Raw genomic sequence first — 21,274 nt, 5'->3', positions numbered from 1 at the left:
CGGGGCGGACGCAGCGGGCGGGCCGGGCCGGTCAGCCGTGCGGGGCGGGGCGCCCGAGCAGCCGCAGCACGTACGCCGTGAGGCACAGGGCGGCCGCTCCGTAGCACAGGGGCAGGAGGGGCGCTCCCGGCGGCGGGTGCCACAGTGTGACCGCGCCGGCGCCGCCCGCGGCCGCGAGGCAGATCGCGGCGGGCGGCCAGGCCACCCCGAACGCCTGGAGCAGCAGCGCGGTCCACAGGACGGCCGCGAGCGGCAGCAGGGCGGCCGGCTCGGCGCCGGTGAGCAGCGCCGCGGGCAGCAGCGGGAGGAGGTAGGCGAGCAGGCAGACGGCGAGGATGCCGGCCGAGCGCAGCAGGAAGCCGGCCGGTGTCGCACTCGCGCGCAGCGCGGCGACCGACAGCCCGCGGTAGCGGTACAGCAGCCACTCGGCCGGCCCCATGCTCACGGTCAGCACGAGGACCGCGTACGGGTGCTCCCGGCTCTGCAGCAGCACCAGCACGCCCGCGGCCAGGCCGAACAGTCCGTACGGCAGGGAGCGCAGCAGCGGCGGCCGGGCGGCGCCGGGGCCGGGCGGGGCGGCGAGGGCGGAGCGCAGGACCCACGCGGTGGCGGCGAGGGTGGCCAGCAGGGCCAGCAGCGGGAGCCCGGCGCGCAGCGGGCGGCCCGGCTCCCACCACGGCAGCGCCGAGGCGCCCGCGACCAGCGGGGTGAGCGCGGCCAGCAGCAGCCGCTCGCGGCCCAGCACGAGCAGGACGCCCGCCGCCGCCAGGTACACCGACTGGGCGGCCGCCAGCAGGACGGCCGTACCACCCCCGCCGCCGGGCAGCGCTGTCACGGCCGCGGCGGCCGTCGCCGCCGCGGCTCCCAGGGGTGCGCCGGCCAGCAGCGCGCGGCCCGCCTCCCGCCGCCCCGCCACCATCCGCAGATGGGCGCGGTGGCCGAGCGCCTGGCCCCACGCCCAGGAGACGAGTCCCGCCACGACCAGGGCGGCGGCGTGGTCCCCCGGCCGCCACAGCGGCGCGATGAGGAGGTAGGCGAGTCCCGGCAGCGCGAACAGCGCGCCCCGCAGCAGGCAGCGCACGTGGTCCGGGCGCCAGGGGTCGGCGGGCGGCGCGGGCTCGGGGAAGGTCCTCGGCACCCGTTCGTACAGCGCGGAGGCCAGGGAGAACAGGTTCGGGTGCCCGTACCTGTCCCTGATCACGTCCGCCGACAGCCCCTCCGCCTCCAGCAGCGCGGCCACCTCGTAGGGGTGGACGGCCGGGCCGATGCGGTCGGACAGGTCGGCGGCGAGCCGGTCCACCTCCTCCCGGGCCGCGCCGCGCTCGGGCAGCCGCAGCGCGAGGGTGCGGTCGTCGCCCCCGCGGCGGCGCGGCGCGGCGAGTCTCAGCGCCAGGGTGTCCTGCTCGGGCCCGCCCGGTTCGAGTGCCATGGGCCCGCTCATCCGGCGACGCTCGTCGTGCCGGTGACCGCTTCGCGGTCCGGGGCGGGCGGCGGGATCCGCACGACCGCGGGGAGCGGTACGGTCGCCGCGTCCTGCGGGACCGTGCCGGCCCCGGCGTACGCGGCGGCCGGCGCGGCCGTCGCCGACAGCTCCCGGTAGATGGCGCGGAAGGTGTCGATGGTCCGGCGCAGGGTGAACTGCTCGATCACCCGCAGCCGGGCGGCCTCGCCCATCGCGCCGCGGCGCGCGGGATCGCCGAGCAGGTCGAGGGCGGCCGCGGCCATGGCGGCCGGGTCGCGCGGCGGCACCACGAGACCGGTGTCGCCGACGGCCTCCCGCACCCCGCCCACGTCGGTGGAGACCGTCGCCCGCCCGCACGACATGGCCTCGATCAGTGTGAACGGGAAGCCCTCGCTGATGCTGGAGAGCATCACGACGTTGCCGGCCGCGTAGGCGTCCCTGATGTCGTCGACGCGGCCCTCGAACGTGACGGCGTCGGCGTGCCCGAGCCCGGCGGCCAGGGCCTCGCACCGCTCCCGGTACGCCTCCCCGCCGCGCGGCGTCCCGCCGAACAGCCTCAGCCGCGCGTCGGGGACCCGGTCCCTGACGAGGGCGAAGGCGCGGACGAGGGTCTCCAGGTCCTTGATCGGGTCGACGCGGCCCGCCCAGCTCAGGGTCGGCCGCCCGGGCTCGGGCCCGGCCGGCGGGAACGCGGCGGGGTCCACACCGTTGTAGACCGTGCGGATCGCCCGCGGGTCGGCGCCGCCCTGCTCCTCCCACAGCCGGTTGTAGCGGTTGCCCGGTGTGATCAGGGACGCCCGCCGGTAGCTCTCCTCGGCCAGCAGCCGGAAGAAGCCGAGGACCACGGCCTTCACCGGCCAGCGGTAGGGGGCGGTGCGGTAGCCGAGGTAGCGCTCGCGCAGGTAGACGCCGTGCTCGGTCAGCAGCAGGGGCACACCGTGCCGGTCGAGGGCGGCGAGGCCCGGCAGGACGGCGATGCCGCCGCTGACCGCGTGCGCGACCCCGTCCCGCGGGAGCGGCGCGGCCAGGGGACGCAGGGCGTGCTCCAGCAGGGCGGTCGCGGTGAGCGCGTCGTGCAGGGTCGGCCGGGCCTCGCGCACGGCGAGACCCGGCCGGTTCCACACGGCGGCGAGGATCTCGACGGCCCGGTCGCCGCGCAGGAACGCGCTCAGGCCGCCGTCCGCCGCGGCCCGCGCCATGGTGTACAGGGCGGGGGCGAACCCCCGCTCGCTGCACGGGTCGAGCAGCGCGGTCAGGAACCGCTCGTAGGCGGCGGCCAGCCGGTTGCGGGCGCGGCCCCGGGGCGGGCGGCCCTCGGGCGGGGCGCCCCACATCGGGACGGACAGGACGCGGGACACCTGGGCGGGCAGGTCCCACACGACGGGCTCGCGCCCGGTGCCGGTGACGGCGACGACGTCGAAGTCGACGTCGGGCATGCCCTGGACGAGCTGGTCGCACCAGACGCTCACGCCGCCGTGGCTGTGCGGGTAGGTGCCTTCGGTGAGCAGGGTGACGCGCGTCGCATCGGAGCGGGGCGCGCCGCGGTGAACGTGCATGGATGTGCTCCACGGCCGGGACGGGGCGGAAGTGAGGAGTGGGTGGTCGTGCCGGTCCCGGCCGCCGACGGGCGGCCGGGACCTCCGGGTGCGCCGGTGTCAGTCCCGCACGGCGGGCGGGACCTGCTCGCGCACGCCCGCGGGCACGCGGGTGTCCGGTGCGGGAGCCGTGGCCGGGGCCTGTCCGGCGGGTTCGGCGGCCGTGCCGGGCAGGGCGGCGGAGGACGGCAGCGCGAGGGTGAGGGACCCGCCGTCCGCGGGGGTCCAGCCGGAGCGCCCGCCCGCGTACGCCTCGCCGAAGGCGGTGCCGCCCGAGGTGGTGCCGGCGGGGGCGGTGGCGGTGACGGCCGTACCGTCCGGGGCCTCGACGGTCACGGTGCCGCCGACGCGGTGGGCGGTGACCTGTCCGGCGTCGAGGGCCGCGGCCCAGGCGGCGCGGCGCCGCATCTCGGTGCCGATGTCCTTCATCCGCAGGTTCACCACGGGGGTGTCGTCGGTGAACAGCGCGTCGTAGCCGTCCAGGACGCCGTCGAGGACCGGGTAGGCGATGCGGTCCTCGGCCAGGTTCGACTGGTGGATGAAGTGCGGCTTGGGGTCGTTGGCCAGGACGTGGCCGAGGGCGATACGGGTCTCCAGCGGCACGATGTGCCCGGCGTAGCCGGTGGCGGGGTCCAGCGGCTCGTCCAGGCAGGTCGTGGTGGCGGGGTTGTCCTCGCAGATGCCGCTGCCGCCCTGGGCGCGGCCGGTGTAGATCCAGTTGTACTCGTCGACCTGCTCGGCCGCCCGCCCGGCGTTGTAGAAGACGTTCATCGGGTAGCGGGAGACGGTGGTGGCCGGGCCGACCTGCCGCTGGACGGGGTCGCGGGAGTTGTCGGAGGCGAGCCAGGCGACGTCGTTGTCGGCGAGGGCGAGCGCCAGATGGGGGTTGTCCTCGGGCTGCTGCGGCAGCACCTTCAGACCCGAGTGCTCACCGGTGACCAGTTCGTCGTTCTCCAGCGGGAGTCCGGCGTCCTCGCCCCAGACGCGGTTGGTGGCGATCTCGTCGGCGATCTCCGTCCGGCTCACCCACTTGGTGCTGCCGTCGGCGTTCGTGGCGCACTTCCAGGGCACCGTCGCGGTGTCCTGCTCGCAGCCGAGGAAGGCGTGCGTGTAGGTGTGGTTGATCCAGCGGAACCGGTTCCGCTCGGCGACGAACCTGTCGGCCAGCGCGTCGGCACCGTTGTTCTCCTCGCGGTGCTCGACGCTGCCGGCGGCGTTGTAGGCCAGGTCGAGGGTGAAGCCGTGCTCGTCCTGCCAGGCGGCGGCGTGGTCGACGTCCGCGGGCGTCATGCGGATGGGGTCGGGCTCGGCGTCCGGGTCGGTGCAGTCGACGTCGCCGGGCGTGCAGTTCAGCTCGCTGTTCCAGCGGTCGTCGGCGGCGAACACGTCGTCGACGTGCACGGCGAAGTAGTTCCGCGAGGCGCCCAGGTGCACACCGTCGGTCATCCACTCCACGATGCCGCGGGCCAGCAGCCGGAACTGCTGCTGGTACCGGTTGTAGACGAAGGTGACGACGAGCTCGCGCCGCCCGTCGTGCCGGTACTCGCCCACCAGCGAGCCCTTCTTCGACTGCCCGGGGACGGCCGCCTCGACGTACGGGGTGAAGTCCGCGCCGGCGGCGGGCGCCGACAGATAGGCGTAACTCTCGCCGACGTCGGGGGAGTTGTCCTCGAAGGGCACCGCTCCCTCGAGGTAGCCGAAGGGGCCGGCCTTGCCCGCGGCGGTCACCTGGGCCTCGACGCCGTCGACGCTGCCGGAGTAGCCGCCGGCGGTCGGGTACTGGAGCCCGGCCTCCGGACGCGCGTAGGTGTAGGCGTCGACCTGCGGGATCGAGTAGGTCCGCTCGTAGTCCGCGAGCGCCGTCATCTCGGCGGAGCCGGCGGGGAAGGGGTTGTCGTTCGGCAGGACGACGGCCTGGTACTTGGCGCGCGGCCGGCCGTCCACCGTGTCGGCGAGGAAGCCGGCGTCGATCACGGGTCTGCCGGTCCGCGTCAGGTCGATCTCCGTGTACGGCGTTCCCGCCGCGTCGAGTTCGGCCGCGATGGCCCCGGTGGCCGGGCCGCCGTCGCTCACCACCAGGACCCGCAGGTCGATGCGGGGCGTGGCGGTGCCGGCGTGTGCCGCGCCGGCCGGCAGGCCCAGCGCGGCGACGAGCGCGCCCACGGTCAGCGCGGTGGTGCGTACGGTCCGCTTCATGCGGTCGAGTCCCCTCCCCCGGGCAGGGGTGAGGACAGCTCCCACGGAGCGGACGCACCCCCCGGTGCCACGCCGGCGTCCCCCTCAGAAGCCGGTCGTCGACACATCCGTCGCGTCACATAGTGGTGCCTCTGTGCCACTTCTGTGCTCATGCTGTGAAACATGGCGGAAAACTGTGCGTGTCCGAAGCGTCGCTCCGGGCACTCGGAGGGACATGTGCCGACGGGCGGTACGTGTGGGATGCAATGGACGCGAGCGCGTTGTGCGCTGGTCCGGGCCTTGCACGGCGCACCGGCGGACCGAAGTGGTCCGCCGGGCGTGGGGCCGTGGGCGCGGAGCGTGACACGGTCCTGTTCACAGGGTGGTTTTGAGTCACGCCCGGCGCGGGGCGCGCAGGGCCGTCAGGCGCAGAGCACGCGCGTCTCGGGGGTGTGGACGGGGCCGCCGCTGATGTTCGTGCTGTCGCTGAACTCGGCGTAGAAGTAGGAGTAGAAGCCGATGTTGCCGTTGCAGCCGGAGTCGGCGGCGACCTGCAGCGTCAGGGTGACGGTGCGGCTCTGGCCGGGCGGGACGGTGGCGCCGTAGTTGGTCCCGAGGTCCGCGGGCCCGGTCCCGGAACAGGGCGTGCTGCCGGCGGCCGTGGCGAGCGAGCACCCCGTGAAGGAGTACTTCAGGTCGGGGCGCTGCGTGGTCAGCCACGTCGGGTCGATCGTCTGGTAGACGAACCAGACGTCGTAGGTGTGGTGGTTGGTGAGCGTCATCGACAGGTTCACCGTGCCACCGGGCGTGGTGGTGGCGCTGTCGGTGGTGAACGTCAGCTCGGCGGGGGCGGCCTCGGCGGCGCTCGCGGCGGGGGCGAGACCGAAGAGGGCGAGGACGAGGGCGAGGACGGCGGTGAGACCCGTGCGTCTCAGCAGTGGTGATCGCATGGCCCGGGAGGCTAGGCACGCCGCGAGCACACCGTCTGCCCCTCCGGACGCGCCCGCCGCGCCGGTCGGCCGGAAAGCGCTCCCCGTGTGACGGTGGTGCGACGAAGGTGTGAAGGTGCCCCGCGGATCGCATACGGGCACGGCAGCGGGGGTGCGGGCGGGCGGCGGCGCGGGACGGGCGGTCCCGGGGGCACGGATGACACCGTCGGGCGCTATTGGCGCGTATCCGATGTGTCGCCCACCGGCGGAACCAGAGCCACCGGATGTGTGCCGGGCCGTTCTCGGCCACTCGTCGCCTTCCGGCCGCACGGTCCCGGCACGGCGTCCCCTCCGGTCCCACGGGCGCGCCGGGGTCCGCGCGCGGCGCACGGACCCCGGCACACCCTTCCTCCGCACGCGGTCGCGGACCCGGCACACCCTCGCCGGCTCTCAGGGCAGGAGCTGCTCGACGGTGATCGGCAGGGAGCGGACGCGGCGGCCGGTGGCGTGGAACACGGCGTTGCCGACGGCCGCCGCCACACCGACCAGGCCGATCTCGCCGATGCCCTTCGTGCCGGTCGCGCTCGCCCGGTCGGGTCCGCCGACGAACAGCACCTCCATGTCCGGCACGTCGGCGTGCACCGGCACCAGGTAGTCCCCGAAGGTGGCGTTGGCGATCCGCCCGGTGACCGGGTCCGTGACGGTGTCCTCGAACAGGGCCTGGCCGATGCCGCCCACCGTGCCGCCGACGATCTGGCTGGTGGCGGTCTTCTCGTTGAGGATGCGGCCGCCGTCGACGACGGAGACCACCCGGGCCACGCGCAGCAGGCGCAGCTCGGCGTCGACGCGCACCTCGACGAACTTCGCGCCGAAGGCCCCGGCCGGAGCCATCCCCAGGTCCTCGGCGCGCGGCGGGGCGCTCCTGCCGTCGGCGCCCAGCTCCGCCAGGCCGTGCCGGGCCAGGATGTCGGCGTAGGACTCGCCCCGGCCGGGGTCGCCCACGCGGTGCAGGCGCCCGCCGGCGACCGCCACCTCCTCGGGCGCGGCCCCGAGCAGCGGGGAGGCGGCGTCGTCGCGCACCAGGTCGCAGAAGTCCCGGACCAGCCGGCGGCAGGCGGCGTGGACGGCGTTGCCGAGGGCGCCGGTGAGACCGGACCCGCCGGCCGGGGGCGCGTACGGCAGGTCGGAGTCGCCGGGGTCGAAGCGCACCCGTCCCACGTCGAGGCCGAGCAGCTCCGCCGCCAGCTGCGTCATGACCGTGTACGTACCGGTCCCGATGTCGGTGGCGGCGCTGCGCACGTGCGCCGAGCCGTCGCCGAGCACGGAGACGCGGGCCTGGCACGGGAACTGGATGAAGGGGTAGCAGACACCGGCCACGCCGTAGCCGACGAGGTCGCGGCCGTCGCGCAGGGAGCCGGGCTCCGGCGTGCGCCGCGACCAGCCGAAGCGCTCGGCGCCCAGGCGGTAGCACTCCTTCAGGGCCTTGCTCGACCAGGGGAGACCGAGGAGGGGGTGGTCGTCCGCGTGGTTGTGCAGACGGAAGGCGAGGGGATCCATGCCCAGGGCGTGGGCCACCTCGTCGATCGCGGTCTCCAGGGCGAAGTTGCCCTGGGCCTCGGCCGGTGCCCGCATGGAGCCGGGGGAGGGGACGGTCAGCCGTGCCTGGCGGTCGCGGGTGCGGATGCCGCGGCAGGCGTAGGAGAAGGTGGAACTGTGGGAGACCGGCTCGACGTTGTCGTCGTCCATCGCCACCGGCGCCACACTGTCGTGCTCGACGGCGACGAGGGTCCCGTCGCGGGTGGCGCCCACCCTGACCCGCTGGACGGTGCGGGGCCGGTGCCCCACGGAGGTGAACATCTCGGGCCGGGTCAGGACCAGTTTGACCGGCCGCCCGGCCTCGCGGGCCGCCAGCACGGTGAGCAGGACGTGCGACCACACCCGCAGACCGGCGCCGAAGCCGCCCCCGACGAAGGGGGCCAGCACGCGGACGCGGCTCTCGGGGACGCCGAACACGGCGGCGAGCGTGGTCCGTACGTTGCTCGGCCACTGCGTGGAGTCCTGCACCGTGAGCAGGCCGCCCTGCCACGACGCGACCGTCGTCATCAGGCCGAGCGGGTTGTTGGTGTTGTCGGGGGTGGTGTACGTCTCCTCCACCACCACGTCCGACCGGGCGAACCCGGCGTCGACGTCCCCGTGCTCGGTGTCGAGGCCCCACGGGTCGACGAGGAGTTCGGCCCGGGCGTCGTCCAGGTCGAGCACGGCCTCGGCCGGCTCGTACTCCACGCGCACCAGCCGGGCGGCGTGCCGGGCCTGCTCCGGGCTCTCGGCCACCACGATCCCGAGGTGTTGGCCGTGGTGCAGCACGCGGTCGTCCTGCAGCGGGGCCGGCGGCGCACCGATCATCGGCGGCCTCGGACCGCGGGCCAGCCGCGGCGCGTTCAGGTGCGTGACGGCGGCCAGGACGCCGGGGGCGCGCCGGGCCGGTGCCACGTCGATGTCCAGGACGCGCCCCGCGGCGACGGTGCTGCGCACCAGGGCGGCGTGCGCCATGCCGGGCCAGGAGACGTCGTTGGGGTACAGGGCCGCTCCGGTCACCTTGAGGGGAGCGTCCACACGGTCCAGGCCCGGACCGACGGCCCGGCCGGTCTCCGCGGTCGTCATGAGGACTCCTCCGCGACGCTCTCCAGCGTGCGCACGAGGGTGCGCCTGGCCAGCTCGATCTTGAACGCGGTCCCGGGCAGCGGCCTGGCGCCCGCGAGGGCCGCCTCCGCGGCCCGGCGGAAGGACGCGGCGTCCGCGCGGGCGCCCCGCAGCGCCTCCTCCGCGCCCCGGGCGCGCCAGGGCACGGTGCCGACTCCGCCCAGCGCCACGCGCGCGGTCCGTACGACACCGTCCTCGACCACGAGCGCCACACCGGCCGAGACCAGCGCGAACTCGTACGAGGCGCGGTCGCGGACCTTGAGGTAGCGCGAGCGCGTCCCCCACGCGGGCAGCGGGATCTCGACCGCCGTGATCAGTTCGCCGTGCCGCAGCACGTTCTCGACGTGGGGCGAGTCGCCCGGCGGCAGGTAGAACCGGGTCAGGGGGATCGACCGCGTGCCGTCCGCGTGCCGGGTGTGGACGACCGCGTCGAGCGCCGTGAGCGGCACCGCGAGGTCGGAGGCGTGCAGGGCGATGCAGTGGTCGCTGGTGCCGAGGACGGCGTGCATCCGCTGGACGCCCGGGACGGCGGCGCACCCGGAGCCCGGCGCGCGCTTGTTGCAGGCGGCGACGCCGGGGTCCCGGAAGTAGCGGCACCGGGTGCGCTGCAGCAGGTTGCCGCCGACGGTGGCCATGCCGCGCAACTGGACCGAGGCGCCGAGCAGCAGCGCCTGCCGCACGAAGGGCAGCCGGTCCCGTACGACGGGGTCGGCGGCGAGCTCCGCCATGGTCGTCAGCGCGCCGACGCGGACCGCCGCGTCGTCGTGGACGATGCCGCCGAGGGGGAGCCGGGTGATGTCGACGAGCCGTTCGGGGCCGAGGACACCGTCCTTCATGAGGTCCAGCTGCGTGGTGCCGCCGGCGAGGAACGCGGCGCGCGGATCGCCGCCGACCAGGGACACGGCCTGGCCGGGGTCGGCGGCGCGGGTGTAGGCGAAGGGGCGCATCGTCACCTCTCCGCCAGCACGTCGTGGATCGCCGCGCGGATGTGGGGGTAGGCGCCGCAGCGGCAGATGTTGCCGCTCATGGCCTCGCGGATCTCCTCGTCCGTGTACGTCCGCCCCTCGGCCTCGCCCGCGGCCAGGAGGCAGACCGCGGACATGATCTGACCCGGTGTGCAGTAGCCGCACTGGAACGCGTCGTGCCGGACGAAGGCCGCCTGCACGGGGTGGAGCACGCCGTCGGCGGCGAGGGACTCGACGGTGGTGATCGCGCGCCCCTCGTACTGGGCGGCCAGCGCGAGGCACGCCACCACGGGCCGCCCGTCGACCGCGACCGTGCAGGCCCCGCACGCGCCCTGGTCGCACCCCTTCTTCGTACCGGTGAGGCCGAGGACGTCGCGCAGCGCGTCGAGCAGGGTGACCCGGGCGTCCAGGCGCAGGGCGTGGCACACGCCGTTCACCCGCAGGGCGACGTCGACGTGGGGTACGCCGGACGGTGAGGAGGGCCCGGAACCGGCCGCCGCGGAAGACGTGGAGCCGGAAGCCGCGGAGTCGGATGCCGGGGGAGGCGGTGAGCCGGACGGCGGGGAAGGCGGGGAGCCGGACGGCGCGGAGCCGGACGAGCGGGTACCGGTCTCACCGTGCTTCTGCTTCACGGGCCCTCGATTCCGGGGTGCTCGGGACACACCGGTCCGGTCCGGCGGAGAAGCGGACGGCCGCGGGACGGTGTGCCTCATCTGTACGGACGCGGGATCGTCCGTACGCGGCGGAGCACCGGGCGCGGTGGTGCGGCGGCCGTCGTCCGGCCGGGCCGCACCACCGGTCGGCACCGCCATGCTAGCGAGGCGGACCTTCGGCGGTACCGCTCTAATCGGCCGCCGGGAGGCCCGCTCCCCGCGGCCGGTGCGGTCAGCCGCCCAGCGCGCCCCGGACCACGAGTTCGGCCTCGTCCTGGACCTGGCTCAGGTGGTCGGGGCCGCGGAAGGACTCGGCGTAGATCTTGTAGACGTCCTCGGTCCCCGAGGGGCGGGCCGCGAACCAGGCGTTCTCGGTGCTCACCTTGATGCCGCCGATGGCCGCGCCGTTGCCGGGCGCCTCGGTGAGCACGCCGGTGACCGGCTCCCCGGCGAGGGTGTCGGCGCCGACCTGGGCCGGGGACAGCTTCGCGAGGGCGGCCTTCTCCTCGCGGGTGGCCGGGGCGTCGATGCGCGCGTACGCCGGTTCGCCGAAGCGCTCGGTGAGCGCGGCGTAGTGCTGCGACGGCGTCCTCCCCGTGACGGCCGTGATCTCGGAGGCCAGCAGGGCCAGGATGATGCCGTCCTTGTCGGTGGTCCACACCGAGCCGTCCCGGCGCAGGAAGGACGCGCCCGCGGACTCCTCGCCGCCGAAGCCGAGCGACCCGTCGACCAGCCCGTCCACGAACCACTTGAACCCGACGGGCACCTCGACCAGCCGGCGGCCGAGGCCGGCGGCGACCCGGTCGATCATGCCGGACGACACCAGCGTCTTGCCCACGCCCGCGTCGGCGGGCCACTCGGTGCGGTGGGCGTACAGGTAGGAGATCGCGGTGGCGAGATAGTGGTTGGGGTTCATCAGGCCGGCGTCCGGGGTGACGATGCCGTGCCGGTCGGAGTCGGCGTCGTTGCCCGTGGCGATGTCGAAGCGGTCGCGTCGCTCGATGAGCGAGGCCATCGCGTACGGCGACGAGCAGTCCATGCGGATCTTGCCGTCCCAGTCCAGCGTCATGAACCGCCAGGTGGGGTCGGTGAGCGGGTTGACCACGGTGAGGTCGAGGCGGTGCTGCTCGGCGATGCGCTCCCAGTAGGCGACCGAGGCCCCGCCCAGCGGGTCGGCGCCGATGCGCACCCCGGCGGACCGGATCGCGTCGAGGTCGAGGACCGCCGGCAGGTCGGAGACGTACGTGCCGAGGAAGTCGTGGCGGCCCGTACCGGGCGCGGCGAGCGCCTGCGCGTAGGTCACCCGCCGTACGTCCTTCAGCCCGCCCGCGATGATCTGGTTGGCCCGGTCCTGGATCCAGGAGGTCGCCTCGGAGCCGGCCGGGCCGCCGCTGGGCGGGTTGTACTTGAAGCCGCCGTCGGCGGGCGGGTTGTGCGAGGGGGTGACGACCACACCGTCGGCCAGGCCGGAGGTGCGGCCGCGGTTGTGGGTGAGGATCGCGTGCGAGACCACCGGGGTGGGGGTGTAGCCGTCCGCGGTGTCGATGAGCACCGTCACACCGTTGGCGGCGAACACCTCCAGGGCGGTGATCCGCGCGGGCTCGGACAGGGCGTGCGTGTCGGCGCCCAGGAAGAGCGGGCCGTCGGTGCCCTGCGCCCGCCGGTACTCGCAGATGGCCTGGCTGGTGGCGGCGATGTGGTCCTCGTTGAACGCCGCCGCGAGCGACGACCCGCGGTGCCCCGAGGTGCCGAACGCCACCCGCTGTCCCGGCTCGGCCGGGTCGGGGTGCAGCGCGTAGTACGCCGTCACCAGCCGGGCGACGTCGATCAGGTCCTCGGGCCGGGCCGGCCCGCCCGCTCGCTCGTGCTGCATGAGCCCACTCCTCCACATCGGTCGTGCATCCGCCACGTCGGTCGTGCGTCCGCTCGCGATCTCATCTTGCCTCTTCCCGGACGGGCCCGGCCTCCTCGCCCCGAAGGCCGTGACTCCCCTCACGGCCTGGTCGCCCGCGTGGATCGGCCCCGGTCGCGGGCGGGCGGCACGGGACGGTCCGGGACCGCGGGCCGGGACGGCGGCGGACCGCGCGGACCGCCCGGGCGGCGTCGACCGCTTAGGGTGAGGCCCATGATCGAGGTGGAGGTGCTCCAGCTGCTGGTGTCGCCCGCGCACCGGCTGGCCGGGCGGCCCGCGGACGGCCCCGCGCCCGGCCCGTCCGACGAGCGCGTGCCGCGGGTCGAGGTGCGGCGCGGCCTGGGACTGGTCGGCGACCGCTACTACGGCCGGCCCGCGCACCGCGACGCGGCGGTGACCGTCATGTCGGCGGAGAACCTGCCCGTGGACGTCGACCCCTCCGCCGACCTCCGGCACACCCGCCGGAACATCCTGCTCAAGGGCGTCGACATCGACTCCTTCGTCGGTTCGGTGATCGCCCTCGACTCCGGCCCCGGACCCGTGACGTTCGCCGTGAACCGTCCCGCCCGGCCCTGCGCCTGGATGGACGTGACCGTCGGCCCCGGCGCGCAGCGCGCGCTGCGGAACAAGGGCGGCGTGCGCTGCACGCCCCTGTCCGACGGTGTGATCACGCTCGGCCCGGCGACGTTCCGGGTCGTCGAGGGCCCGGACACGGCGGCGTAGCGCACCGGCCCGGCGGTCCGCGGGCCGCCGTCGCGCGGGGGACGGCCGTTTCCGGTCCCGGCCCGGGGGAACCCGCCGAAGCCCGGCGACGGACAGCGAGCGGAGGTACGGAGATGACCGGCCACAGGGATTCCCGGGAGGACGGGTACGAGCGGGCGCGGGACCCGGAGGAGCCCGGCGCCCACTCGGGTTCCGAGAGCCAGTCCCGGGAGCGCACGGTGCCGGGCACGGCGAGTGCGAAGGAGGGCTACCAGCAGGGCCGCGGCACGTCGGCGGGCAACCCCCTGGAGGGCGTGGAGGCGGACGAGGAGTCCGACGGGGACACCCGGGGCGACGGCGGCTGAGCCCCGTCCCCCGCCGGACCGCGCCTTCCCGGCGACGGCCGGCGTACGGCGGGCCGGCGTCCGGTGCCGTACGCGCCGCGCGCGGTGCTGCGAGGTCAGGGGCCGGGCAGCGGGTCGTCCGCCCGCGGCGCGGCCGGGCCGCCCCCGGCGGTCAGCCGGCGGTAGGCGGCGTGGGCGTTCACCACGCGGGCGAGACAGGTGCCGACGAGGGCGGCGCCGAACAGGCAGACGAGCCACACGGTGTCACGGTGCGCGGTCCACGTGAGGATGCCGGCGGGCGGTATGGCGAAGCCGTTGAGGAACAGCCAGCACAGCAGGGCGGTGCCGGGGGCGGCGGTGAAGCGCGCGCACAGGCCCAGGACGGCGGCCAGCACGGACAGCGCGGTCAGGGCGTACGCGGGGCGGTCCGGGCCCACCACGGTGTTGAGGACGGCGACCAGCACGAGCGCACCGCCGAAGGCGGCGGCCCAGACCAGAGGGGTGGCAACGGGTTGGGGCACGGGCCTGGCTCCGTTGCCGAGGGGTACCCAGTCCATCATGCTGGTGCTTCCTTCCCGTCCTGGCCGCCCGCCGGCGGGGCGCGCGACGCGCCGGCCGCCACCCGGCCCCGGGGCCGGGTGGCCCCCGAGCGGGAATTCTCCCACCGATCCCCGCCACCGGACCCTGCCGGCCGGTACGGCGGAGTTCGTCCCGCTTTCCGGCGGCCGGGTCATCCAGGCGTCCCCAGGTCCGCCCGCATGGCGTCCCGCAGCCCCCTGACGGCCTCGATGAGCCGGTTGAACTCCGCGTCCAGCCGGTCGCGCGCCGCGTCCTCCTGGATCCTGTCCCGCACGTCGCGCCATCTCCTCAGCGCGTCGTCGGAACGCCCGACGACCCGCTGGGGCGCGGTGATGGCCATGCGGTACCGCAGTTCGTACGCGCCGCCCTCCCGGTACAGCTCGGCGGCCCGGTGGGACCGATCGGCCGCCGAGAGGCCGGGGCTGCCGGACGAGGTCCTTGGGCTCGCTGCGGGTGCGGGTGAGCGCCGACAGGCACTCCCCGTAGAGCTGGCGCTTCAGCTCCTGCTGCCGCGCGGCCTCGTCGCGTCTCCAGCGCACACGGTCGGCGATCGGTGTGGAGCCGACTCCCACCACCGCGCCCAGTCCCGTGCCCATGAGCGTCCCCATGTCCACGGACGCACCGTAGATCATCCCGGGTCCGCTCCACCACGCCCCGGAACCCAGGGCACTTCGTGGATGCCACGGTTCCGGGAAGCCGGTGCGACCGTCCCGGAAACCACTTGCCGGGGTGCGTGCCGTCGAAGGTGCGACGGACATCGGCGACACGGCGCCGGCCGCCCGGCACGGCCGGGGGATCTGCCGGGCCCTGGTCGCGGGCCCGGCCCGCCGTCGACCGGGTCGGGCCCGACCCGCTTCCTGGGCGCTTCCTCAGGCGCCGGTGCGCCTGATCCGCCACACGTTGTCCTCCCGGTGGCCCTCGACGCCGTCGGGGGAGACGCTGGGCCTGCGCACCCTCTCCGAGGTCTCCACCGTCCAGCCGGGGGCGGGCAGTCCGAGCCGCGAGAGCACACCGTCCAGTGTGGGGAACTCCGCCTCGAAGGGCGGCTCGCTCTGCCACGAGGGCCAGCCGGCGTGCAGGACGATCAGCAGTGTGCCGCCGTCGGCGACCGCCTCGGCCGCCTGCCGCAGCACCTTGTCCTGCTCCAGCCGCACCGGGGACTGGAGATAGTGGGTGCTCACCAGGTCGTAGACGCCCTGAGGGAAGCTGTCGCCCAGTTCGTGGCGCTCCCAGGAGACCCGGTCGCCGACCCCGGCGTCGGCCGCGTGGGCGGCGGCCCGCGCGAGCGCGGTGGCGGAGATGTCGACGCCGGTGACCCGCCAGCCGCGCGAGGCGAGCCACACCGCGTCCGCGCCCTCGCCGCAGCCCAGGTCGAGGGCGGTCCCGGGCGTCAGCTCGGACGCCTCGCGCACGAGCAGGGCGTTCGGGCGACCGCTCCACACACGGCCGCTGTCACGGTAACGGGCCTCCCAGAAGTCGGCGGGCTGCTGGGGCGAGGGCGTGGCGGACATGGTGTCTCCCGGTACGGCGGTGGGTTCGGCGGAGGCCGGGACGCCGTGCGCCCGCGGGCGAGGCGTCCACGAGGAGAAGCCTGAACCGGACCGGACCCGACGGCAAAGGGACTTTGCCGTTTCCGCAACGGTCGCCGGGCGCCGCCACGGCGCGGGGCGCGGCGACGGCTGCGGGGCGTGGTCACGGCCGTGGGGCCCGGAGCGCGGAACACGGGCACGGGCACGGGCACGGGTATGGGGCGCCGCACCTCGGTGCGGCGCCCCACGCGGTACGGACCGTGGCGGTCAGCCGAGCTTGTTCACGGCCGTGACCGTGGTGGCCTTGAAGTCGGCCACCCGGGCGTGTGCGAAGTTGCCCATCTGCCCCCACCGGACGACGGTCACGGTCCTGCCGTCCCGGCCCACCGAGAACAGGTTGATGTCGGAGGAGCCCCACGTGGAAGCGGTGTGGAAGCCGTAGACGTGGGCGCCCTCCTCGACGTTCAGCCGGCCGTAGTACTTCTGCGTCGCGGTGATGTCCGGGTACTGCTCCATCAGTTTCCGCGCGCAGTCGTCGAGGTCCTCGCGCAGCAGGGCCGTGAGGTCCTCGGCGCGCTGTGCGCTGCGCTCCACCACCGTGACCTGCTGGGCGCTGGTGTCGTACTCGGTCCGGTAGTCGCGGTGGGAGGCGGTGGACGGCAGCGCCGCGCCCACGCACATCGGCAGCGGGTCGGGCTGTCCGGCGGTGACCTCCCCGGCGTACCACGGGGAGGACGGGTGCGGCGGCAGCTCGGCCGGCTCCAGGAACCGGGGAGTGCCGGAGTCCGCAGGGACGGCGGCGGCCGGGACGGCCACCGCGGCGACGGCGGCCGCGGCCGCGAGCGCGGTGACCGCGAACCGGCTGCCTCGCTTCGTCTTGTGCATGTTTCCCCCATGTCGGTCGTTCTCGGCGCAGTGCGGTGCACCGTGACGCAGCGCGATGTGCCGCGGTGCGACACGGTGTGATGTGAGGCGGTACGGGGCGGACCGGTCCGCCCCGCGCGGTTTCCTCACCCTGTACGACCCGCCACGCGCCCTTTGCGTTGCCCCGGGCGGTCGCCACAGAACGGTCCCGATCGTCACCGGCGTGCGACAAGGTCCGCAGTACGGCGTTCCGTCCCGCCGCCGAACCGTGTTGTCAGTGGTGACAGGCAGGATGACGGGCATGACGACGACTTCGAGTGTCCTGCCCTCCGTGCTGCCCGACTCCGCCGCGTACGCGCGGGCCGTCGAGGAGGCGACGCGGGCCGCCGCGGCGTACTACGACGGCGGCACGTCGGCGCTGGACGACGACTCCTACGACAGACTCGTCCGCGCGATCGCCGCGTACGAGGAGCGGCACCCGGACCACGTGCTGCCGGACTCGCCGGTCGGGAAGGTGGCGGGCGGCGCGGTCGAGGGCGACGTGCCGCACACGCAGCCGATGCTGAGCCTGGACAACGTGTTCTCCGACGAGGAGTTCACCGCGTGGACCGCCTCGGTGGCCCGCCGCATCGGCCACGAGGTGACCCGCTGGAACGTGCAGCCGAAGCTGGACGGCCTGGCGATCGCGGCCCGCTACCGCGACGGCCGCCTGCGGCAGCTCGTCACCCGCGGCGACGGGACGGCCGGGGAGGACGTCTCGCGCGCGATCGGCACCGTCGAGGGCCTGCCGAAGGTGCTCGCCGAGCCGGTCACACTCGAGGTGCGGGGCGAAGTCCTCATGACCACCGCCCAGTTCGAGTACGCCAACCAGGTCCGCACCGAGCACGGCGGCGAGCCGTTCGCCAATCCGCGCAACGCCGCCGCGGGCACCCTGCGCGCCAAGGACCGCGCCTACACGGTCCCGATGACGTTCTTCGCCTACGGTCTGCTGCCGCTGCCCGACACCGCGGGCGCGCTCGCCGACGAGCTGTCCGAGGCGGCTCACGGCGCGCTCATGGACCGGGCCGCCGCGCTCGGGATCAACACCCCCGCGAGCACCCGCGTCCCCGGCACGGTGGCCGACTCCGTCGAGCAGGTGCTCGCACGGGTCAAGGAGATCGCCGCGCTCCGCGCCGAGCTGCCGTTCGGCATCGACGGCATCGTCGTCAAGGCGGACCTCGCCGCCGACCAGCGGGCCGCCGGCTCCGGTTCGCGCGCCCCGCGCTGGGCGGTCGCCTTCAAGCTCCCGGCCGTCGAGAAGATCACCCGACTGCTCGGCGTCGAGTGGAACGTGGGCCGTACCGGCATCATCGCCCCGCGTGCCGTACTGGAGCCCGTGGAGATCGACGGGTCCACCGTCACCTACGCCACCCTCCACAACCCGGCCGACATCACCCGCCGCGACCTGCGGCTCGGCGACCACGTCATGGTCTACAAGGCCGGTGACATCATCCCCCGCATCGAGGCCCCCGTCGCCCACCTGCGCACCGGCGAGGAGCAGCCCGTCGCCTTCCCGGCCGAGTGCCCGCAGTGCGGCTCGGGCATCGACACCAGCGAGCAGCGCTGGCGCTGCGAGCGGGGCCGCGACTGCCACCTCGTGGCGTCCCTGTCCTACGCCGCGGGGCGCGACCAGCTCGACATCGAGGGCCTGGGCCACACCCGTGTCGTCCAGCTCGTCGAGGCCGGCCTCGTCACGAGCCTGGCCGACCTGTTCGCCCTCACCCGCGAGCAGTTGCTCGCCCTGGAGCGCATGGGGGAGACCAGCACCGACAACCTGCTGGCCGCGATCGGGACCGCGAAGACGCGGCCTCTGTCACGGGTGCTGTGCGCGCTGGGGGTGCGGGGCACGGGCCGCTCCATGTCCCGGCGGATCGCCCGGCACTTCGCGACCATGGACGCGATCCGCGCCGCGGACGCGGAGGCGATGCAGCGGGTCGAGGGCATCGGCCCGGAGAAGGCCCCGGTCATCGTCGCCGAACTGGCCGCGCTCGCCGGCCTGATCGACGAGCTGGCCGCGGCAGGGGTCAACATGACCGAACCGGGGGCCACGCCGCCCGCCCCGGCTCAGGAGGCCGGCGACGGCGACCGGGAGCCCTCCGCCGCGGGACCGCTGGACGGCATGAAGGTCGTGGTCACCGGAGCGATGACGGGCCCGCTGGAGCAGCTGGGCCGCAATCGGATGAACGAACTCGTCGAGCGGGCCGGCGGGAAGTCCTCCGGAAGCGTCTCCGCGCGCACGAGCCTCGTCGTCGCCGGAGAGGGCGCGGGCTCGAAGCGGGCCAAGGCCGAGTCGCTCGGCGTCCGTGTGATGACGCCCGACGAGTTCGCCGAGCTCGTCGCCGACCTGCTCGACTGACGGGACGGGCCGGGAACGGGGCCTGGCGGGAACGGGACCTGGCGGGGGCGGGACCTGGCGGGGGCGGGGGCGGAGCAGGCACCGCCCCGGCCCGTGCCGTGCCCCGGTCGTTCGCGTCCCCGCTCCCGCCCCGGTCGCCGCGGCCGGTCGTCAGACGGTGCCGGCGCGGTGCCGGAGGCGCCCGGCGAACCCGCGGTACGCGGCGCCGAGCACGGCCGCCTGGACGACCGCGGCGACGGCGACGCCGGCCCAGACGGCGGGACCCGGCAGCGTCAGGAACAGCAGGGAGGCCGGAGCCGTCACGAGGAAGCCCCACACGGCGGCGAAGCTCGCGTCCTGGTGGTCGACGAACAGCAGGTCCACACCGATCCAGACCCACACGGCCGCCACCAGCGCCAGGTAGCCCAGGGCCACCGGGTTGAGCAGGCAGTGGCGGAACGCCGTGGTGAGGGAGCGGGACGAAGCGGCCATGCCGTGCCTCCTGGATGTCGTCGGTGGGTGTCCCACGGTCGCACCGCGCGGCGGCGTCCGCCTGAGTACCCGCACTCATGTCCGCGGTGAGTGCCACCGCCCACCGTGTGCCACGCACGCCCGCCCCCCCGGCTCCCCCGGCCTCCTGCCGGTCCCTCGGCCCCTCCTCGCTCCCTCTCCTCGCCCCACGCCGGCGAGGGGCGTCAGCCGGACGCGGGCAGGACGCGCACGACGTGCTTGCCGACGCCGCCACCCGCCTCCAGCGCCCGGTGCGCGTCGGCGATCCGGTCCAGGGGGTGCACGGCCGCGACGACCGGCCGGAGGTCGCCGCGTACCGCGTGGGCGGTGAGCGCGTCGAGGTCGGCGCGGCGCGGATCGCCGCTGAAGAACCGCATCCGGCGCGGCCCGTGCACGGTCGACAGGAGGATCGCGGCGATACTCGCGGGCGAGGTCGGCGCGATGGCGACCATCCGGCCGCGCGGTCCCAGCAGGCCGTGCCAGACGGACAGCCCACGGCCGCCGGCGGTGTCCAGGACGAGGTCGAAGCGGCCGAGGTCGCCGGGTGCCACCGTGCGGTGGTCGAATGCCTCGTCGGCGCCCAGGCCGCGGACCGCGTCGAGCACGGAGCCCCGGGCGAGCGCGGTGACGTGCGCGCCGAGCGCGTGGCCCAGGACGACCGCGGCGCTGCCCACCCCGCCGGCCGCGCCGCGTACGAGCAGCCGCTGCCCGGCGCGCAGCCGGCCGTGCGTGAGCAGGGCGGTGACCGCCGTCGTTCCCACCGCGGGGAGCGCGGCCGCCTCGACCGGGTCGAGGTTCCCGGGGGCCCGGGACAGCCGCGCCGCGTCGGCCACCACGAACTCGGCGGCCGCGCCCAGCGGGCCGGACACGGTGGAGCGCGGCAGCACACCCCACACACGGTCGCCGGGCGCCGGGTCCGTCACCCCGCGGCCCGTGCGGACGACCTCCCCCGCCACGTCGAGCCCGGTGCCCAGCGGGAACCGCCCGCGGGCGAGGAACCGCAGCCTCCCCGAGCGGGCGTGCAGATCGCCGCCGTTGACACTCGTGGCGTGCACGCGCACCAGGACCTGACCGGCCCGCGGCTCGGGGACGGGCACGTCGTCGATCTGCAGGACCTCGGGCGGTCCGTAGCGGTGGTAGCGGGCGGCCAGCACGGTGGCACCTCCGGGGAGCGGCATACGGTGGAGCCGCAACGTATCTCCGGCGCGACCGCGAACCGCCGCGCCGGCGGACAAGTGAGAGGAACCGCCGTGGAACCGTCTCAGCAGGCCACGCCGTTGCGCGCCGACGCCGAACGGAACCGGGCGAAGATCGTCGCCGCCGCGCGGGCGGTGTTCTCCGAAGCCGGTACGGACGTCCCCGCCGGCCGGGTCGCCCGCCGGGCCGGGGTCGGCCTCGCCACGCTCTACCGGCGGTTCCCGACCCGCGAGGACCTCGTGAACGCCGCGTTCGCCGACCAGCACGCCGAGTGCCGCAGGATGCTGGAGCACGTCGAACGGCATCCGGACCCCTGGCGGGCCCTGCGGCACGCGCTCGCACGGCTCTGCGAGGATCAGGTGCACGACAAGGGGTTCACCGCCCGGGTGCTGACGGACCGCAGCGGCGAGAACCTCGAACGGTTCCGGGACGAGATCGGCCGCATCGACGCCCTGATCGGCCGGGCCCACACCGCGGGTACGCTGCGCCGCGACGTCGGCCGGGCGGAGTTCTGCCTGCTCGTCGCGGGCAACGCCGGTGTGATCGCCGCCGCGGGACCGGCCCCGCGGGCCGCCTCCCGCCGCTACGTCGACATGGTCCTGCGGTCCTTCACGGCACCGTCCCGCTGACGGCCCTCGGCGCGGTGCCCGCCGGCGGACACACGGTGCGGGCACCGGTGATCGCCCGCACCGCCGCCGGGCACACGGGCGATCGGCCGGCGGCGGCCCGTCCGGCAGGACCCGTACCGGTCCGCCGGCGGCCCGGCGGCCGGAACCCGCCGTCC

At 75.4% G+C, this 21,274-nt stretch carries 18 protein-coding genes; 4 read left to right on the top strand and 14 right to left on the bottom strand.

Annotated elements, in window-relative coordinates:
- Positions 1–31: 31 nt before the first annotated feature.
- The 8 genes from IE271_RS28300 to pgm form a co-directional block, all read right to left on the bottom strand.
- A complete protein-coding gene (locus IE271_RS28300; RefSeq protein WP_190193291.1) occupies positions 32–1,441 on the bottom strand; it encodes a hypothetical protein in 1,410 nt (469 codons plus the stop codon).
- Positions 1,438–3,018, bottom strand: a complete 1,581-nt coding sequence (gene pelF / locus IE271_RS28295; RefSeq protein ID WP_190193290.1) for a GT4 family glycosyltransferase PelF — start codon at positions 3,016–3,018, stop codon at positions 1,438–1,440. Before pelF ends, IE271_RS28300 begins: the two co-directional genes overlap by 4 nt.
- Positions 3,019–3,117: 99 nt before the next feature.
- On the bottom strand, positions 3,118–5,253 hold the full coding sequence (locus IE271_RS28290) for a hypothetical protein (protein ID WP_190193289.1): 2,136 nt from the start codon (positions 5,251–5,253) through the stop codon (positions 3,118–3,120).
- Between the two features lie 401 nt (positions 5,254–5,654).
- A complete protein-coding gene (locus IE271_RS28285; protein ID WP_190193288.1) occupies positions 5,655–6,182 on the bottom strand; it encodes a hypothetical protein in 528 nt (175 codons plus the stop codon).
- A gap of 429 nt (positions 6,183–6,611) precedes the next feature.
- The gene (locus IE271_RS28280) at positions 6,612–8,822 is read right to left on the bottom strand and encodes a xanthine dehydrogenase family protein molybdopterin-binding subunit (protein WP_190193287.1); all 2,211 of its coding nucleotides are present in this window, start codon (positions 8,820–8,822) and stop codon (positions 6,612–6,614) included.
- Positions 8,819–9,808, bottom strand: a complete 990-nt coding sequence (locus IE271_RS28275) for an FAD binding domain-containing protein (protein WP_190193308.1) — start codon at positions 9,806–9,808, stop codon at positions 8,819–8,821. Before IE271_RS28275 ends, IE271_RS28280 begins: the two co-directional genes overlap by 4 nt.
- 2 nt (positions 9,809–9,810) lie before the next feature.
- The gene (locus IE271_RS42360) at positions 9,811–10,269 is read right to left on the bottom strand and encodes a (2Fe-2S)-binding protein (protein WP_229919608.1); all 459 of its coding nucleotides are present in this window, start codon (positions 10,267–10,269) and stop codon (positions 9,811–9,813) included.
- A gap of 442 nt (positions 10,270–10,711) precedes the next feature.
- Complete coding sequence (pgm, locus tag IE271_RS28265; RefSeq protein ID WP_190193286.1) at positions 10,712–12,352, bottom strand: phosphoglucomutase (alpha-D-glucose-1,6-bisphosphate-dependent); 1,641 nt, start codon at positions 12,350–12,352, stop codon at positions 10,712–10,714.
- A gap of 252 nt (positions 12,353–12,604) precedes the next feature.
- Here pgm and IE271_RS28260 point away from each other — a divergent pair, with 252 nt between their 5' ends.
- A complete protein-coding gene (locus tag IE271_RS28260; protein WP_190193285.1) occupies positions 12,605–13,114 on the top strand; it encodes a molybdenum cofactor biosysynthesis protein in 510 nt (169 codons plus the stop codon).
- Between the two features lie 113 nt (positions 13,115–13,227).
- Positions 13,228–13,458, top strand: a complete 231-nt coding sequence (locus IE271_RS28255; protein ID WP_190193284.1) for a hypothetical protein — start codon at positions 13,228–13,230, stop codon at positions 13,456–13,458.
- Positions 13,459–13,553: 95 nt separating this feature from the next.
- Here the strand turns inward: IE271_RS28255 and IE271_RS28250 are convergent, their stop codons facing one another.
- From IE271_RS28250 to IE271_RS28235, 4 genes are all read right to left on the bottom strand, one after another.
- On the bottom strand, positions 13,554–13,997 hold the full coding sequence (locus IE271_RS28250) for a hypothetical protein (protein ID WP_190193283.1): 444 nt from the start codon (positions 13,995–13,997) through the stop codon (positions 13,554–13,556).
- A 170-nt stretch (positions 13,998–14,167) separates the two neighbouring features.
- Positions 14,168–14,356, bottom strand: a complete 189-nt coding sequence (locus IE271_RS28245) for a hypothetical protein (protein ID WP_190193282.1) — start codon at positions 14,354–14,356, stop codon at positions 14,168–14,170.
- Between the two features lie 529 nt (positions 14,357–14,885).
- Positions 14,886–15,527, bottom strand: a complete 642-nt coding sequence (locus IE271_RS28240) for a class I SAM-dependent methyltransferase (protein WP_190193281.1) — start codon at positions 15,525–15,527, stop codon at positions 14,886–14,888.
- A gap of 285 nt (positions 15,528–15,812) precedes the next feature.
- A complete protein-coding gene (locus IE271_RS28235) occupies positions 15,813–16,430 on the bottom strand; it encodes a hypothetical protein (protein ID WP_190193280.1) in 618 nt (205 codons plus the stop codon).
- Positions 16,431–16,701: 271 nt separating this feature from the next.
- Here IE271_RS28235 and ligA point away from each other — a divergent pair, with 271 nt between their 5' ends.
- Positions 16,702–18,804 carry an NAD-dependent DNA ligase LigA gene (gene ligA, locus IE271_RS28230; RefSeq protein ID WP_190193306.1) on the top strand — a complete coding sequence of 701 codons (2,103 nt, stop codon included), beginning with the start codon at positions 16,702–16,704 and terminating at the stop codon, positions 18,802–18,804.
- Between the two features lie 150 nt (positions 18,805–18,954).
- Here ligA and IE271_RS28225 read toward each other — a convergent pair whose 3' ends face one another.
- Both IE271_RS28225 and IE271_RS28220 read right to left on the bottom strand, forming a co-directional pair.
- Positions 18,955–19,275, bottom strand: a complete 321-nt coding sequence (locus IE271_RS28225; RefSeq protein WP_190193279.1) for an SCO4225 family membrane protein — start codon at positions 19,273–19,275, stop codon at positions 18,955–18,957.
- Positions 19,276–19,478: 203 nt separating this feature from the next.
- On the bottom strand, positions 19,479–20,471 hold the full coding sequence (locus tag IE271_RS28220; protein ID WP_190193278.1) for an NAD(P)-dependent alcohol dehydrogenase: 993 nt from the start codon (positions 20,469–20,471) through the stop codon (positions 19,479–19,481).
- 72 nt (positions 20,472–20,543) lie between these two features.
- Here IE271_RS28220 and IE271_RS28215 point away from each other — a divergent pair, with 72 nt between their 5' ends.
- Positions 20,544–21,119 carry a TetR/AcrR family transcriptional regulator gene (locus IE271_RS28215; protein ID WP_190193277.1) on the top strand — a complete coding sequence of 192 codons (576 nt, stop codon included), beginning with the start codon at positions 20,544–20,546 and terminating at the stop codon, positions 21,117–21,119.
- Positions 21,120–21,274: the final 155 nt, after the last annotated feature.

Origin of the sequence: Streptomyces minutiscleroticus (genome assembly GCF_014650875.1) — a bacterium.
GTDB classification, from domain to species: Bacteria; Actinomycetota; Actinomycetes; order Streptomycetales; family Streptomycetaceae; genus Streptomyces; species Streptomyces minutiscleroticus.
This window is presented reverse-complemented; position numbering and strand designations above follow the sequence as displayed.

What these genes read in the sequence shown, in the direction of transcription:
- IE271_RS28300 (WP_190193291.1), bottom strand. Translation starts at nt 1,441, where the DNA reads ATGAGCGGGCCCATGGCACTCGAACCGGGCGGGCCCGAGCAGGACACC.
- pelF (WP_190193290.1), bottom strand. Translation starts at nt 3,018, where the DNA reads ATGCACGTTCACCGCGGCGCGCCCCGCTCCGATGCGACGCGCGTCACC.
- IE271_RS28290 (WP_190193289.1), bottom strand. Translation starts at nt 5,253, where the DNA reads ATGAAGCGGACCGTACGCACCACCGCGCTGACCGTGGGCGCGCTCGTC.
- IE271_RS28285 (WP_190193288.1), bottom strand. Translation starts at nt 6,182, where the DNA reads ATGCGATCACCACTGCTGAGACGCACGGGTCTCACCGCCGTCCTCGCC.
- IE271_RS28280 (WP_190193287.1), bottom strand. Translation starts at nt 8,822, where the DNA reads ATGACGACCGCGGAGACCGGCCGGGCCGTCGGTCCGGGCCTGGACCGT.
- IE271_RS28275 (WP_190193308.1), bottom strand. Translation starts at nt 9,808, where the DNA reads ATGCGCCCCTTCGCCTACACCCGCGCCGCCGACCCCGGCCAGGCCGTG.
- pgm (WP_190193286.1), bottom strand. Translation starts at nt 12,352, where the DNA reads ATGCAGCACGAGCGAGCGGGCGGGCCGGCCCGGCCCGAGGACCTGATC.
- IE271_RS28260 (WP_190193285.1), top strand. Translation starts at nt 12,605, where the DNA reads ATGATCGAGGTGGAGGTGCTCCAGCTGCTGGTGTCGCCCGCGCACCGG.
- IE271_RS28255 (WP_190193284.1), top strand. Translation starts at nt 13,228, where the DNA reads ATGACCGGCCACAGGGATTCCCGGGAGGACGGGTACGAGCGGGCGCGG.
- IE271_RS28250 (WP_190193283.1), bottom strand. Translation starts at nt 13,997, where the DNA reads ATGATGGACTGGGTACCCCTCGGCAACGGAGCCAGGCCCGTGCCCCAA.
- IE271_RS28245 (WP_190193282.1), bottom strand. Translation starts at nt 14,356, where the DNA reads ATGGCCATCACCGCGCCCCAGCGGGTCGTCGGGCGTTCCGACGACGCG.
- IE271_RS28240 (WP_190193281.1), bottom strand. Translation starts at nt 15,527, where the DNA reads ATGTCCGCCACGCCCTCGCCCCAGCAGCCCGCCGACTTCTGGGAGGCC.
- IE271_RS28235 (WP_190193280.1), bottom strand. Translation starts at nt 16,430, where the DNA reads ATGCACAAGACGAAGCGAGGCAGCCGGTTCGCGGTCACCGCGCTCGCG.
- ligA (WP_190193306.1), top strand. Translation starts at nt 16,702, where the DNA reads ATGACGGGCATGACGACGACTTCGAGTGTCCTGCCCTCCGTGCTGCCC.
- IE271_RS28225 (WP_190193279.1), bottom strand. Translation starts at nt 19,275, where the DNA reads ATGGCCGCTTCGTCCCGCTCCCTCACCACGGCGTTCCGCCACTGCCTG.
- IE271_RS28220 (WP_190193278.1), bottom strand. Translation starts at nt 20,471, where the DNA reads ATGCCGCTCCCCGGAGGTGCCACCGTGCTGGCCGCCCGCTACCACCGC.